Raw genomic sequence first — 13,760 nt, 5'->3', positions numbered from 1 at the left:
CTCTGTTCCGCAAAGCATTTTATTCATAGAGCAAAATTTTCCAGGAATAAAAAACAGAGCTGACAACAGGGTCAGCTCTTAAAGTTCAGAATCTGGTAATCTCATCTTTCTTTAAGTAGCTCCCCATCCAATTGGATGACAGTCATATGGCTCTTAACCATATGCCCAGAACAAGTACGCTCAGGCCATACCGTTCTTCGGCGTTTCTTCCTTCCCCCTGCCCTCATCTGTACCTGATACATCGGACAGAGTACTAATAAGCAACGCAACCTCTACTCTATTATGTATGTTACCATACTATCATTATTATTTTGTGTTGTCAACTTTAACATGTTTGATTTCCAGAATACTGTCTACATAAGGTTCTATTTCCTTTTGAAATACCTTACCGGTTAATAGGACCTCCATATCATCAACTTTGGACTGAAGCAGCTTTGTCAGCTCCTCCGGCTCTATGATTTTCTGGTCCAGAAGCCCAAGAATCTCATCCAGGATCAGCATATCGCACTCCCCGGTTGAAACGACCTTTTTTGCAAAATTCAGGCCGTTACGGATATTTCTCCGTTCTTCCTCCTGCTGTTCTTTAGAAAGGCTTTCAAAAAAGCAATCGGACTTTTCAAACCGGAATATTTTCATCTCAGGCTCCAGGCATTTTATAACATCAAATGAAGTCCGGCCAGAGCATCCCTTTAAAAACTGTATCATAATAACAGTTCTATTTTGGGCCAGGGCTGCGATTCCCATACCTACTGCAGCCGCTGTCTTACCTTTTCCTTCCCCGTATATAACCTGTATCGCACCTCTACTCATCTTTCAGCACCTCATAACAGCCAAAAAGCAATTATTTACATATTATGTTAGAACCTGCTTATCGTATCATAATTTTAATTATTTTGCAAGTTTTCTTACCATTTCCTTAATATTACACATGCCTTTTGCGCATCAAGGGAGCCTGCAGGCGTTCTTTTCTATTGCACATGCTTTTACCGGGCATAAAGGGATGCCTGGAAGGCATTCCCTGATTTATATATAGCAGCTTTATTCCGCACACTCCAGCTTGCTGACCGAAACTTCGTAAGCCACTCTCTTTTCACACTCTGTTTCACTTAATTTTTTGGTGTATTCCCTGCTCTGGACCCTTCCCCATACTTTAACTCTGGTTCCTACCGAAAATCCTGAAGCATATCTGGCATTTCTCCCCCATGCGATGCAGGGTATGTAATCTGATTTTCCATATGGGCGGTTAACCGCCAGGAGCAGGTCCGCAATTTCCCTTCCCAAAGGCGTTTTCCTGTAAATGGGAGCTTTGCATATATATCCATCGAGAAAAATCTGATTGGTCTTCGTATAATCTGTAAACTCTTCTATAAAATGGATCTCCCTTACAAAAACAGAAAGCACCAGTCTGTTTTTCGTTCCTTCATGACGGTTATAGGAACGGAACTGGCCAATGGATTCCACCGTTAAACCGGTGTAGTCCCCTTCCACGTCGATCAGACGTTCTGAAATCATGAGCGGTATCACATCTGCCTGTTCGCTGAGACGGTTTACCGCAACATCCACCATATAGAATCCTTCTCCAAATACTTCATGGCTGAAGGTGAAGCCGGAGATGATTTCTCCGATAACGCTCACTTTGTTGTTTTCAATCATTTTTTCTGACATTGTATTTCCCCTCTTCTTTCACTTATTTGCTAATATGCTTCACAGCTAATATTAAATTTATGTGATAGAATCCCCTAAAATGATAGAAAACAATCCAAAAATATCGACACAACAAGGCAGAATGTCCAAGAAAAAGAAGGAGAACGCCGCCGCATTGCCGAATTTTCGGTTAATGAGGGCAGCATTCTCCTTAATATTACATTTTACGCCAATGATTTTTTGTTGAGAGAAGACCTTTTTCTTAAGGTTGGGTCTAAAATTTTCTTTCTGATCCGAAGATTGGAAGGGGTGATCTCCAGAAGTTCATCGGTATCAATAAAGTCAAGGCACTGTTCCAGGCTCATTTCCCTAGGCGGTGTCAGCTTAAGAGACTCATCCGCACTGGAAGAACGGGTGTTGGTCAGTTTTTTCGTCTTACATACATTAATCTCAATGTCTTCCGCCTTTGGATTTTGTCCCACAACCATACCGGAATAAACCTTTACGCCTGGTCCGATAAACAGACTTCCCCTCTCCTGGGCGCCAAACAGGCCGTAGGTAATGGATTCCCCTGATTCATAGGCAATGAGGGATCCCGTCTTCCGGTAGGACAACTCTCCCTTAAAAGGTGCGTAGCCGTCAAATGCCGTATTCATGATTCCGTTTCCTTTTGTATCCGTCATGAACTCTCCCCGGTAACCGATAAGTCCTCTGGAAGGAATGGCAAACTCCAGTCTTGTATAGCCTCCGTTGGCAGGACTCATACCCTGAAGCTCTCCCTTACGGCTTGTCAGCTTCTGGATAACGGCACCTGTAAATTCCTCCGGAACGTCCACATAGGCGATCTCCATAGGCTCCAGCTTATGGTTCCTCTCATCATAGCGGTACAAAACCTCTGCCTTGCTGACAGCAAATTCAAAGCCTTCTCTTCTCATGTTCTCAATCAGAACAGACAAATGAAGCTCTCCCCGGCCGGAAACCTTAAAGCAGTCTGGAGAATCGGTCTCCTCCACACGAAGGCTGACATCCGTATTCAGCTCTTTAAATAAGCGCTCCCTGATATGGCGGGAGGTGATGTACTTTCCTTCCTGTCCGGCAAGAGGGCTGTCATTTACCATGAAATTCATGGCAATGGTTGGTTCTGAAATCTTCTGGAACGGAATCGCCTCCGGCTTATCCGAAGAGCAGAGGGTATCCCCGATATGGATATCCGTAATACCGGATATCGCCACAATGGCTCCTATGGTGGCCTCCTGGACCTCTACCTTGTTAAGGCCTTCGTATTCATAAAGTTTTCCAACCTTTACCTTGCGGAATTTATCCGGGTCATGGTGGTTTACGATTACGCATTCCTGATTCACCCTGATCCTTCCGTTATCCACTTTGCCTACGCCGATACGGCCAACGTATTCATTGTAGTCAATGGTGCTGATGAGAAGCTGGGTGGAGGCATCCGGATCTCCTTCGGGAGCCGGAATATGATCGATAACAGTCTGAAACAGCGGACCCATGTCAGCTTCCGGATCCTCAAGCTCCTTTTTGGCAAATCCGGCTTTCGCAGAAGCATAGATAAAGGGACAGTCCAACTGCTCTTCATTGGCATCAAGGTCCATGAGAAGCTCTAAGACTTCTTCTTCTACCTCCTGGGGCCTTGCCTCCGGGCGGTCGATTTTATTAATGCAGGTCACCACAGACAGTCCCAGCTCCAGTGCTTTCCGAAGGACGAACTTTGTCTGGGGCATAACGCCCTCATAGGCATCCACCACCAGGATCACTCCGTTTACCATTTTTAAAACACGCTCTACCTCACCGCCAAAATCCGCATGGCCTGGGGTATCAATAATGTTGATCTTGGTCCCGCTGTAATGAACAGCCGTATTCTTGGATAAAATGGTGATTCCCCGCTCTCTCTCAATATCATTGGAATCCATGACCCGCTCCATGACTTCCTGATTTTCACGGAAAATGCCGCTTTGCTTAAGCAGTGCGTCCACCAGGGTTGTTTTGCCATGATCGACGTGGGCAATAATTGCCACATTTCTTACGTCTTCTCTTTTCATCTTCATAAACTGTACTCTTCTTTCTACTCTTTAAACAAAGAATGTACCCCGGCCATTCATAGGGTATACCGGCCAAAGTACATTTTTATAATACAGGCAATCCTGTTCCCATATCATAAAAAACTAAGGACCAGATCCGCCCTTAGTTTCATTTACATTATCACAATTATCCAGTATATCATCCTATATATCATATTGCAAGATTTTTTCCTCCTTTTTCGACAGTTTATTTCAAGCTTCTCTCCCTTATCACGGAAACAGTATCACGTCCTTATTAAAAATCCCGTAATAAACCTCCCCTGTTACAAGGAGAACGGCTCTTCCGCTGGTGGCCTCTGTAAGATCTGCCCGGAGATGGTCCAGGGCCTCGTCAGGTACCAGGGCCGTAAGCTCCACCCGGTCTGTATATTCAATACCAAGAGTCGCAATCTCCCTCTGCCCCAGCAGATACTGGATCTTGCCAATACCATTATAGTCCGTTAAGACAGAAAGCTTCACTGCCGGTTCCACAGTCATAGGGGTACAGGCCTTAAGGCCTTCCTGAACTGCCTTGGAGTAAGCTCTTACCAGGCCTCCCGTGCCAAGAAGAGTTCCTCCAAAATACCGGGTCACCACTGCGCAAAGGTTTACTAGTTTCTCGCCTTCCAGAACATCCATCATGGGTTTTCCCGCTGTCTGACCAGGTTCCCCGTCATCGCTTAAGCGCTTTTCTTCCCCGCCCCTGCCTATGATCCAGGCGTAGCAGTTATGCCTTGCATCCCAATACCTTTTTCTTGTTTCCTCTATAAAAGCCAGGGCTTCTTCTTCTCTTTCCACAGGCTTTAAATTGGCAATGAACCGGGACTTTTTCTCCGTAATTTCTCCAGTACCGCCCTGATACAAAATCCTGTAAGCCTTCCTCATAAATATCCTCATTTCTTCCTGTTGACCGATTCCTTCCATTATATCCAAAAGTCCAATCCCATGCAAGCTTCCATGTATATTTTGTCTGATTATCTCCAAAAATGGTAAGTGTTGAATTGTACGACAATTTTTGGTATAATGATTCGGTAAAGGAGGTTTCCTATGAATTACGGCAAACAATCGACAGAGAAAAAAATCAGATCTGCCAATTCGAAAGCAAGGAAATACACCACCAAGGTCTTTCTTGCTTTTTTTAAAAGCTTATTTGTGCTGTGCTTATTTGGCGGCATTGTCGCTGCAAGCATCGGTTTTGGCATGGCAAAAGGTATCATAGACAATGCTCCTGAAGTAGATATCGCAACCATTGTTCCCAATGAATATGCAACAACCGTCTATGACAGCGCCGGCAATGTTACTGAAACTCTGGTGACCGCAGGCTCTAACCGGGAGGAGGCCAGCTACGATGAGCTGCCAAAGAATCTCATCAATGCTTTTGTATCTTATGAAGATGCCCGGTTCTGGGACCACAACGGAATCGACCTGCGTTCCATTATGCGAGCCGTCAAGGGCGTTCTCACAGGCGATTCCAGCGCAGGCGGAGGAAGCACCATTACCCAGCAGCTGATTAAAAACAGCGTCTTCGGCGGCGGTATGGAAAAAAGCTTTGGGGAACGGCTGGAACGAAAGCTGCAGGAATGGTTTTTAGCCGTCAAGCTGGACGGGGCTATGTCCAAAGAACAGATCATTACCAATTACTTAAATACCATTAACCTGGGCAACAATTCCCTGGGAGTCAAGGTGGCGGCCAGGAGATACTTCAATAAGGAAGTATCGGATCTGACCTTATCGGAATGCGCAGTCCTTGCAGGGATCACCCAGAACCCGTCAAAGTTTAACCCTATCACAGGACAAAAGGCCAATTCGGACAAGCAAAAGGTAATTCTCCAATACATGCTTGACCAGGGATACATTACAAAGGAAGAGGAGGATAAGGCTCTGGCCGACGATGTCTATTCCAGAATCCAGAATGTAGACACCGCCACCAAGGAAACCTCCTCCCCATACAGCTATTTCACGGATGAACTGGTGGAGCAGGTCAAAAAGGCAATGAAGGACCAGCTTGGTTATACAGACACCCAAGCCCATAACCTGCTTTACAGCGGCGGTCTGTCCATTTATACGACTCAGGACCCAAAGCTCCAGACGATTGTAGATGAGGAAATCAACAATCCTGAAAACTATTCCGCTGCCAGATATTCCATTGAATACAGACTCTCTGTTACCCATAAGGATGGAACCACCACCCATTACTCCCAGGAAAATATAAAGCATTACCACCGGGAAAATGGGGATACGGGATATGACGGCTTATATAATTCTGAAGAAGCCGTTCAGGCTGATATTGAAGGATACAAGGCTTATCTTTTACAGGACGGGGATACCATTCTGGGAGAAAGCCTTCATAAGACACTACAGCCTCAGGCTTCCTTCGTTCTCATGGACCAGAAAACTGGTGAAGTAAAAGCCATAAGCGGCGGACGGGGACAGAAAACTGCCAGTCTGACCTTAAACCGGGCCAGCAACACATACCGTCAGCCAGGATCCACATTTAAGGTCTTGACTGCCTTTGCCCCTGCCATGGATACCTGTGGAGCCACCCTGGGTACTGTTTATTACGATTCCGTTTACACAGTGGGTAATAAAACATTTTCCAACTGGTACAGCTCCGGCTATCAGGGCTACTCAAGCATTCGGGAAGGAATCATCTATTCCATGAACATCGTGGCCGTACGCTGCCTGATGGAAACCGTTACCCCTCAGCTTGGGGTGGAATATGCCAAGAATTTCGGCATCACATCCTTGACCGATACGGATTATAACCCGGCCCTGGCCCTTGGAGGAATCACTACCGGTGTTTCCAACTTAGAGCTGACCGGAGCCTTTGCCACCATAGCCAATGGAGGAGTATACAAAAAACCCATATTCTTTACCAGGATCCTGGATCATGACGGCAAGGTGTTAATCGATAATACACCGGAAACCCACCGGGTATTAAAGGATTCCACCGCATTCCTTCTGACTGATGCCATGGCAGACTCCATGGAAAGCAGCAGAAAGTTCTCAAGCTCCGGACCAAGCTCCACCAGTGCCGCTGCCCGTATACCCGGCATGTCGGCAGCAGGAAAAAGCGGTACCACCACAGCAAACAATGATATCTGGTTCGTAGGCTATACCCCCTATTATACGGCAGGTATATGGGCCGGCTGCGATGACAACCAGAAGCTGACCAAGCAAAATGGAGGCACATCTTTCCATAAGGGTATCTGGCGGAAGATCATGACCAGAGTCCATGAAGGTATGTCTGATCCTGGATTTACAGTGCCGGACAGCATTGAAACCGCACAGATCTGCCGCAAATCCGGCAAGCTGGCAGTCTCAGGAGTCTGTACCAATGACCCCAGAGGCAATGCGGTATATACTGAATTTTTTGCAAAGGGTACCGTTCCTACTGATGTATGCAACAATCATGTACGTGCCACGGTCTGCTCTGTATCCCACCGGCTGCCTACTCCTTATTGTCCGGAACGGACCACTGCTATTTTCATGGCTATCCCTGCGGGAGAGGAAGGGGCAACGGATGATTCCAAATACGCTATGCCAGGATACTGTACCATCCATTCCGCCAATTCCATCATTCTTCCTCCGGGAGATGGCCAGAACTCATCCGGCGGAAGCCCCCAGCAATACGAACCTGGATATCCCTCTCAGAATCCGGGATATACGCCTCAGAATCCGGGATACACCAATCCAGGAGGTGCAACACAGATTCCACCTTGGGGAGGCTATTAAAAACATAAATATGCCGCAACAGCCAGTTTGGCTGTTGCGGCATATTTTATAAGCAATCTTCTTTTCCCACAGCAATATCAACTCTTCATTTTGGGCTTGAACAAAATAGATCCCAGATATCCGAAAATCAGTGCTCCGGAAATCCCGACTGCACTGGCAGTAAATCCTCCTTTAAAAATCCCCAGGAACCCATCCTCTCCCATGCTCTTCCAAACACCTTTCCATAAGGTGTTTCCGAAGCCCAGAAGCGGAACCGTGGCTCCGGCTCCGGCCCATTCTGCAAAGGGCTGATAGATCCCAAGTGCTCCCAGAATGCTTCCTGTGACCACTAGAAGTACCATGATGCGGCCCGGCATCAGCTTTGTATTGTCCATCAGAATCTGCACCAGAGCGCAGATCACTCCTCCTACTATAAACGCTTTCAAGTAATCCATGGCTTTCTCCTTTCTTCTTTATTGCCCATAATCTCCGGACATGAAGGTTGTCTTTCAACAGACACATCCCCAGAGTGCCTGTTTATGATAAGTTTCCCATATTCTCGATCACGACCGCATGCGCAATTCCCGGGATCGTCTCACCTTCGTTAAAGCTTACTGTGGAAAGAAGGGCGCCTGTGGGAACAAACAAGACCCGTTTCCATGTACCGTTTTGAATTTTCGGAAGTATATAGGAGCACAATGTGGAAGCCGCACAGCCGCAGCCGCTTCCTCCCGCATGGGTGTCCTGCTCTTCGCTGTTATACATCTCTATTCCACAATCCATATGAACCGTTTCCAGGTCATGCCCCTTATTTTTCATAAAATCAAGGAGGATGGTCCGTCCTACCTGTCCTAAATCTCCTGTAATGATTTTATCATAATAGGATTCATCCACCTGAAAATCATCAAAGTTCTGCTGAATGGTGTGAAAAGCAGCAGGAGCCATGGCAGCTCCCATATTCATAGAGTCCTTGATGCCCATATCCACCATACGTCCGGTTGTGATCCCGGTAACGGCTGCAATTCCTTCCTTCCTATGCTTGGCAAGCACCACTGCACCGCAGCCGGTGACAGTCCATGAGGCGGAATACGGCCTTTGGTTCCCATAACTCAATGGAAAACGAAATTGTTTTTCAGCCGTTGCAAAATGACTGGAAGCCATAGCCATGACCTTGTCCGCATAGCCTCCTGCAACAGTCATTGCCCCCAGGTTAAGAGCCTCTCCCATGGTAGAGCAGGCTCCAAATAAGCCGAACAGAGGGATTTCCAAATCCACCGTTCCAAAAGAAGTGGCAATAAGCTGGCCCAAAAGATCCCCTGCAAACAAATAACGGATGTCCTTTTTCCGGATATCCCCTTTTTCAATGGCCAGATCAGCCGTCTGCTTTTGGAGGGCGCTTTCCGCCTTTTCCCATGTGTCCGCCCCAAACATGTCATCCTGCTCCACAACATCAAATAATTTTCCCAGGGGACCCTGGCCTTCTTTTTTTCCGACTATGGATGCCATGCTTTCAATAATCGGAGGTTCTTCAAATTTAATACTTGCTTTTCCTATCTGCATTTTCTCTCTCCATTTCTTGACCGGTTTCACTCCTACAGCATGCTAAAAGCCTTTAACACATAGGCGATGATCCCAAGGACCCAGGAGCTTAATATTCCATATAGTATGACAGGACCGGCAATCGTAAATATCTTACAGCCGATTCCGAATACCTGACCCTCCGCCTTAAATTCCACCGCCGGAGCCACTACGGAATTGGCAAATCCCGTGATTGGCACCAGGGCTCCCGCTCCCCCAAACTTTGTAATCTTGGGATAAATGTTAAATCCGGTGAGGATGACACTGGCCGCGATCAGAACCAGAGTGGTCCAGGCTGATGCCGCCTCCTTTTCCAGACCCGCATTCATAAATAAGGTTGTAACAAACTGGCCAAAAATACATATGGTTCCACCTACCAGAAAAGCCTTTATAATTCCCGGAAATTTTTTATGGACCGGTGTCACCTCTTTTACATAAGCTTCATATGCTTTTTTGTTTATTTCCATGATTTTCCTCCATTCTGTAAATCCTTTACATCCTGTTACTTTCCGAGATTTCCTGTAAAATAAAGCAGGGATCCCATCATTTTTCCAAGACCGAGAGAAAGGATCAGATACTGCAGTCCAACGGCCAGATGAATCCTTCGGCTCATCACAGGAAGGGCCTTCAACGTTTCCGCAAGGGACATAACAAGGATACCCACGAAGATTCCAGCAGACAGACCGTATATACCAAGAACCGGATTTCCCCCAAATCCTATGGGAAATTCATAGATATCCCAGATATTCCCAAGAACTCCCCCAAGAATGATAAAGGACTCATAAAGCAAAATATGCTTTTTCGTATGTGTGATTCCAATCAGCCTGGGAAATATGCCGATTATTGCTAAAAAAGCAAAAACGCCGGCTGCTATAATGCCGCCAGCGCTGAGCCCAATAAAAACAAGAAATACTTCTTTAAGAAACATCAATATCCGACTCCTTTCTTCCATCGTTCTGAATCAGGGTCTTACTGATATTGTCTTCGTAAAGCCGCATTTCCACCTCCAGCGGCGTCGGATCAGTATTAATCTTGTATTTTGCGAAATGATTGAAAAATCCCACGATTCCAATGGCCAGTCCAACGGAATAGCTGACCTCCAAAATCGTGAATCCGCTGGACTCCTGCTTCATGATGATCCGGTAAATTTCCTTGAAAACATCCGAAACACTGGCGTCATTATTAAAGGTCATAATGGCAAAGGATGCGCCGCAGAAACAAATGATACAGACAAAAATGGTTTTGGCCCACTGCCAGGCCCAGCTGGGGGGCTTCGGCTTATGGTAGTCTATGATAAAGTTTACCTCTCCCACATTATTGATCTGGAGAGTCGAATCCATTTCCATCAGTTTCTTAATGACATCCAGAGTGCTTTCGATATACCGCTTATTGCGGTCCAGATGGATGGTTTTTATCCGAAGAGCTTTGCACTTATTCATAATAGCCGAATCGTCACAATAAACGTCTGCCACATCCTTTAACTGGATCTCTTTGTGCCGGACCTCTGTAATCTGGCTGATATTCAAATATACGGTCTTGCTCATGAAACCATCATCTCCAATCCCGGAATGGCTTCTACAAGCGTCCCTTCTTTTTCCGCCCCATCCGGCATAACAGCAATCATGTACCAGATAGCAGCAGCCACTGCAATCAGGCATAACACAAGAAGCGCCATGACAAGCTTATGTTTTATGGATTCCATACGTGCTCACATCCTTTTCTCTGGTTTTTCAAAGCTAGTATGAGCCGTATAAAATTATTTTATTCTACAATTTTTCCCTCATCTGTTTTAAAATCTTTTTTTCCAGCCTGGAAACCTGAACCTGGGATATCCCAAGCTTTGCCGCAATCTGGCTTTGAGTCTCATTATAATAATAACGCCTGATAATGATTTCCCTGTCCTTGTCGGAAAGCGCCGTTAATAGCTCCCGTAACACCATGCGGTTTAAAAGTTCTTCCTGCGCGGAACTTTCTTCTTCAATTTTATCAATAAGTAAAATGCTGTTTTCGTCATTTTTGTTTACAGAACGGTATAAGGATTCCACTTCTGCTCCAGCCTCAATGGAAGCTGCCACTTCTTCCTTGCTGGCCCCGATTTCTCCTGCAATTTCTTCTACCGTTGGCTCTCTTCCCAGGCGATATATTAATTCCTCCCTGACATTTTTTACTTTTAGCCCCATCTCCTTAATGGAACGGCTGACCTTAATCATCCCGTCATCTCTTAAGAAACGTTTGATCTCTCCTGTGATCATGGGAACAGCATAAGTAGAAAACTTCACCTCATAGGACAAGTCGAATTTATCGATAGCCTTCATCAGTCCTATGCTGCCTATCTGAAATAAATCTTCAGCCTCATATCCACGCCCTGTAAATCTGCGTACAATGCTCCAAACCAGCCCGAAATTGTCGGTCACAAGCTGATCCCTTGCCGCTTTATCTCCTTCGTGAGCCATTTGTATCAATCTCATGGTCTCATCCATAAGGCTCACCCGCTAATCTTCTTTTTCATGGTCACGGCTGTCCCTTCGCCGGTCGCCGACTTTACTTCTACCTGATCCATAAAAGCTTCCATAAAGGAAAATCCCATGCCTGACCGTTCTCCATCCGGATCTGTGGTATACATAGGTTCCATGGCCAGTTTGATATCTGGGATTCCGATACCTGTATCCTTTACGGTCACAGATATTTCCAACCCGTCAATCTCTACTTCCAGGTAAATGATTCCTCCCTTCCCCTGATATCCATGGATGACCGCATTTGTGACTGCCTCCGACACGGCTGTTTTTACATCATCCACTTCTTCCAGAGTGGGGTTTAACCTTGCCATAAAAACAGCCACTGCCACTCTGGCAAATTCTTCATTCTTTGACAGGGCCTCCAATTCCATTTTCAGAATTTCTGGTTTATTCTGTTCTGACATACGTTCCTCCTCAACCTGTGACTGCTGCTTCCTTAGAGTCATATAATTTCATTAATTTTAAAATGCCCCCTATTTTTAGAATGCGGAGAGCCTGGGGACCTGCTCCGTAGAGGCTTACGGTCCCCCCGCTTAAAGCCATCTGCTTATATCTGTTCAGCAAAATACCCACTCCCGAAGAATCCATGAACCTGGTTTTTGAAAAATCGAAAACAATGCGCCTGATATAGTTCTCAGAAAGGATTAAATCGGTTTCGTATTTAAGCCCTGAACAGTTATGATGATCCAACTCCTCCGGCAGATGGATAATCAAGGTCTGTCCATCTGCTTCATATGTAAAGTATGGTTGATTCATATGCAATACTCCTCCATTCTTCATTGTCTGCCCGTAATACCAGAAAAGAACTCCATTGTTCCCCGGAAGAGTTCCTGAGAACAAAAGAAGACACCACAAAAAAATTCTCTTCTGTAGTGTCTTTCCATGCATTCTGCTGCCTAAAAACCACGTTCTGATTTTGCCTTAGCAGATAGCTCTTCATCTTTGCTGTTATTTATGATGTCGGAGAACAGCCCGTTGGCCTGTTCCTTCTGATCCATTCCTTTATAAATGACTGCAGTCTTATATTTTGCCTGCCAACTGTCCGGTTTTAAATCAATGCATTTTGAATAATAAACAAGGGCATTCTGAGGATCTCCCGCCTCTGCTGCCTTGTCCCCAAGACCTTCCAGAATCGGACACCCCTTCTCAGCCATGTCTTTTCTTATCTCACCGATTACTGCCTGGACATCGGCGGAAGTAATAAGATCCGGGTTCAGCCCTGCATAAATCCGTACCGCAGCCGGGAAATCATCCTTCTTATAAGCCTGGAGGATTCCGATCACGGCCTGATATTGGGCAAGAACGCTGTCTGAATCACTGGTAAGGGAGGCCAGAGATGCCTCTGCAGTCTTTTTCTCCGCTTCCAAAGCTTCCAGCTGCCCTGCCAGGCTGTCGGCCTTTTGGCTGGCCTGGCTTAAGGCTTCGCTGTATTTTAACATTTCCTTGTTATGGCTTTCATTAATGGATTTTGTATTGGCCGGCATTACCAGAAAAAAGATCACAGCAGCCCCCAGCAAAAGTCCGGCAAGTATATTCCACACCGCCTGGTCTTTTGTATTTTCCCGATAGCTTGGAGGGATGATCACATCGTCATCTTCCATCTGCCTGTGGGAAAGCACATTTTTCAGCTTTCGTTTTTCCGGTTCCTTTTCATATTTGGTTTTGGGGCTTCCCCCCCCATCCTTGACTAAAGACTTGTAATATAGAGCCTTGGGATGATTGCGGTCAATCTGCAATACCTTATAAACTGCTTTTCCTGCTTTCTGATAATCTTCCCTTGCAATGCATAAGAGCGCCAGCAAAAGCTGGGCCTTCACATAGTTCGGCTTGCTTTCCGTAACCTTGTTTAGCTGCAGAATGGCAAGATCTTCACTTCCGTTCTGGGCATAGATCAGTGCCTGGTTGAACCTTCTCACTGCACGCCGCTCCGTCTCCATAGCGCCTGACTTTCTCTGTATCTGGCCAAGATATTGATCTGCGCGGTTTTCCTCAGGCTGTAAGTTCATGCTGATTACCCATTGCACAAGGGCTTCTCCCACCTCTCCGACCTCATAATAAATCAGGCCCAAAAGGTTTCTTGCATCTGTCATATATTTATTGAAATGAAGGCTTTTTTTCAGGCATTCAGAAGCGCCTGACAAGTCCCTGAGTTTTGCCCGTTCCAGCCCCATGTTATAATAGCTGTTTGCAATCACCCTGGTTTTTCTTTCATAATCCATAGTTTAACCGC

General features: G+C 45.9%; 15 protein-coding genes and 1 riboswitch. Of the genes, 1 reads left to right on the top strand and 14 read right to left on the bottom strand.

Translation table 11 applies throughout. The annotated features are described in order from the left end of the window. Positions 1–108: 108 nt before the first annotated feature. Positions 109–283, bottom strand: a riboswitch (Lysine riboswitch). Between the two features lie 23 nt (positions 284–306). The 4 genes from CLOSA_RS07970 to CLOSA_RS07955 form a co-directional block, all read right to left on the bottom strand. Further along, positions 307–810 (bottom strand): cob(I)yrinic acid a,c-diamide adenosyltransferase, encoded by a 504-nt coding sequence (locus CLOSA_RS07970; protein WP_013272260.1) that lies wholly within the window; start codon positions 808–810, stop codon positions 307–309. A gap of 228 nt (positions 811–1,038) precedes the next feature. After that, the gene (locus CLOSA_RS07965) at positions 1,039–1,665 is read right to left on the bottom strand and encodes a single-stranded DNA-binding protein (RefSeq protein ID WP_013272259.1); all 627 of its coding nucleotides are present in this window, start codon (positions 1,663–1,665) and stop codon (positions 1,039–1,041) included. 203 nt (positions 1,666–1,868) lie between these two features. After that, positions 1,869–3,710 (bottom strand): translational GTPase TypA, encoded by a 1,842-nt coding sequence (typA, locus tag CLOSA_RS07960; RefSeq protein ID WP_013272258.1) that lies wholly within the window; start codon positions 3,708–3,710, stop codon positions 1,869–1,871. A 243-nt stretch (positions 3,711–3,953) separates the two neighbouring features. Then, positions 3,954–4,607 (bottom strand): YigZ family protein, encoded by a 654-nt coding sequence (locus CLOSA_RS07955; RefSeq protein ID WP_013272257.1) that lies wholly within the window; start codon positions 4,605–4,607, stop codon positions 3,954–3,956. A 162-nt stretch (positions 4,608–4,769) separates the two neighbouring features. Here CLOSA_RS07955 and CLOSA_RS07950 point away from each other — a divergent pair, with 162 nt between their 5' ends. Beyond that, on the top strand, positions 4,770–7,457 hold the full coding sequence (locus CLOSA_RS07950) for a transglycosylase domain-containing protein (RefSeq protein ID WP_013272256.1): 2,688 nt from the start codon (positions 4,770–4,772) through the stop codon (positions 7,455–7,457). A 77-nt stretch (positions 7,458–7,534) separates the two neighbouring features. Here the strand turns inward: CLOSA_RS07950 and spoVAE are convergent, their stop codons facing one another. The 10 genes from spoVAE to CLOSA_RS07905 all read right to left on the bottom strand — a co-directional run bounded on the left by spoVAE (position 7,535) and on the right by CLOSA_RS07905 (position 13,749). Beyond that, entirely contained in the window at positions 7,535–7,891 is a 357-nt protein-coding gene (gene spoVAE, locus CLOSA_RS07945; RefSeq protein ID WP_013272255.1) for a stage V sporulation protein AE, read from the bottom strand. An 82-nt stretch (positions 7,892–7,973) separates the two neighbouring features. Further along, positions 7,974–8,996, bottom strand: a complete 1,023-nt coding sequence (gene spoVAD / locus CLOSA_RS07940) for a stage V sporulation protein AD (RefSeq protein ID WP_013272254.1) — start codon at positions 8,994–8,996, stop codon at positions 7,974–7,976. A 32-nt stretch (positions 8,997–9,028) separates the two neighbouring features. After that, positions 9,029–9,481 carry a SpoVA/SpoVAEb family sporulation membrane protein gene (locus CLOSA_RS07935; protein WP_013272253.1) on the bottom strand — a complete coding sequence of 151 codons (453 nt, stop codon included), beginning with the start codon at positions 9,479–9,481 and terminating at the stop codon, positions 9,029–9,031. 35 nt (positions 9,482–9,516) lie between these two features. Further along, positions 9,517–9,945, bottom strand: a complete 429-nt coding sequence (locus CLOSA_RS07930) for a stage V sporulation protein AB (protein WP_204593051.1) — start codon at positions 9,943–9,945, stop codon at positions 9,517–9,519. Beyond that, positions 9,932–10,558: a stage V sporulation protein AA gene (locus tag CLOSA_RS07925; RefSeq protein WP_013272251.1), complete on the bottom strand. Its 627-nt coding sequence runs from the start codon at positions 10,556–10,558 to the stop codon at positions 9,932–9,934. Before CLOSA_RS07925 ends, CLOSA_RS07930 begins: the two co-directional genes overlap by 14 nt. Next, on the bottom strand, positions 10,555–10,716 hold the full coding sequence (locus tag CLOSA_RS22870) for a hypothetical protein (protein WP_013272250.1): 162 nt from the start codon (positions 10,714–10,716) through the stop codon (positions 10,555–10,557). The genes CLOSA_RS07925 and CLOSA_RS22870 overlap by 4 nt, the downstream gene beginning before the upstream one ends. Before the next feature lie 64 nt (positions 10,717–10,780). Further along, positions 10,781–11,494 carry an RNA polymerase sporulation sigma factor SigF gene (gene sigF / locus CLOSA_RS07920; RefSeq protein WP_041709007.1) on the bottom strand — a complete coding sequence of 238 codons (714 nt, stop codon included), beginning with the start codon at positions 11,492–11,494 and terminating at the stop codon, positions 10,781–10,783. A gap of 5 nt (positions 11,495–11,499) precedes the next feature. Then, entirely contained in the window at positions 11,500–11,934 is a 435-nt protein-coding gene (gene spoIIAB / locus CLOSA_RS07915) for an anti-sigma F factor (RefSeq protein WP_013272248.1), read from the bottom strand. A gap of 10 nt (positions 11,935–11,944) precedes the next feature. Next, positions 11,945–12,286 (bottom strand): STAS domain-containing protein, encoded by a 342-nt coding sequence (locus tag CLOSA_RS07910; RefSeq protein WP_013272247.1) that lies wholly within the window; start codon positions 12,284–12,286, stop codon positions 11,945–11,947. Between the two features lie 140 nt (positions 12,287–12,426). Beyond that, the gene (locus tag CLOSA_RS07905) at positions 12,427–13,749 is read right to left on the bottom strand and encodes a tetratricopeptide repeat protein (RefSeq protein ID WP_013272246.1); all 1,323 of its coding nucleotides are present in this window, start codon (positions 13,747–13,749) and stop codon (positions 12,427–12,429) included. Between the last annotated feature and the right edge of the window lie 11 nt (positions 13,750–13,760).

This window comes from [Clostridium] saccharolyticum WM1, assembly GCF_000144625.1.
Lineage (GTDB): Bacteria > Bacillota > Clostridia > Lachnospirales > Lachnospiraceae > Lacrimispora > Lacrimispora saccharolytica.
This window is presented reverse-complemented; position numbering and strand designations above follow the sequence as displayed.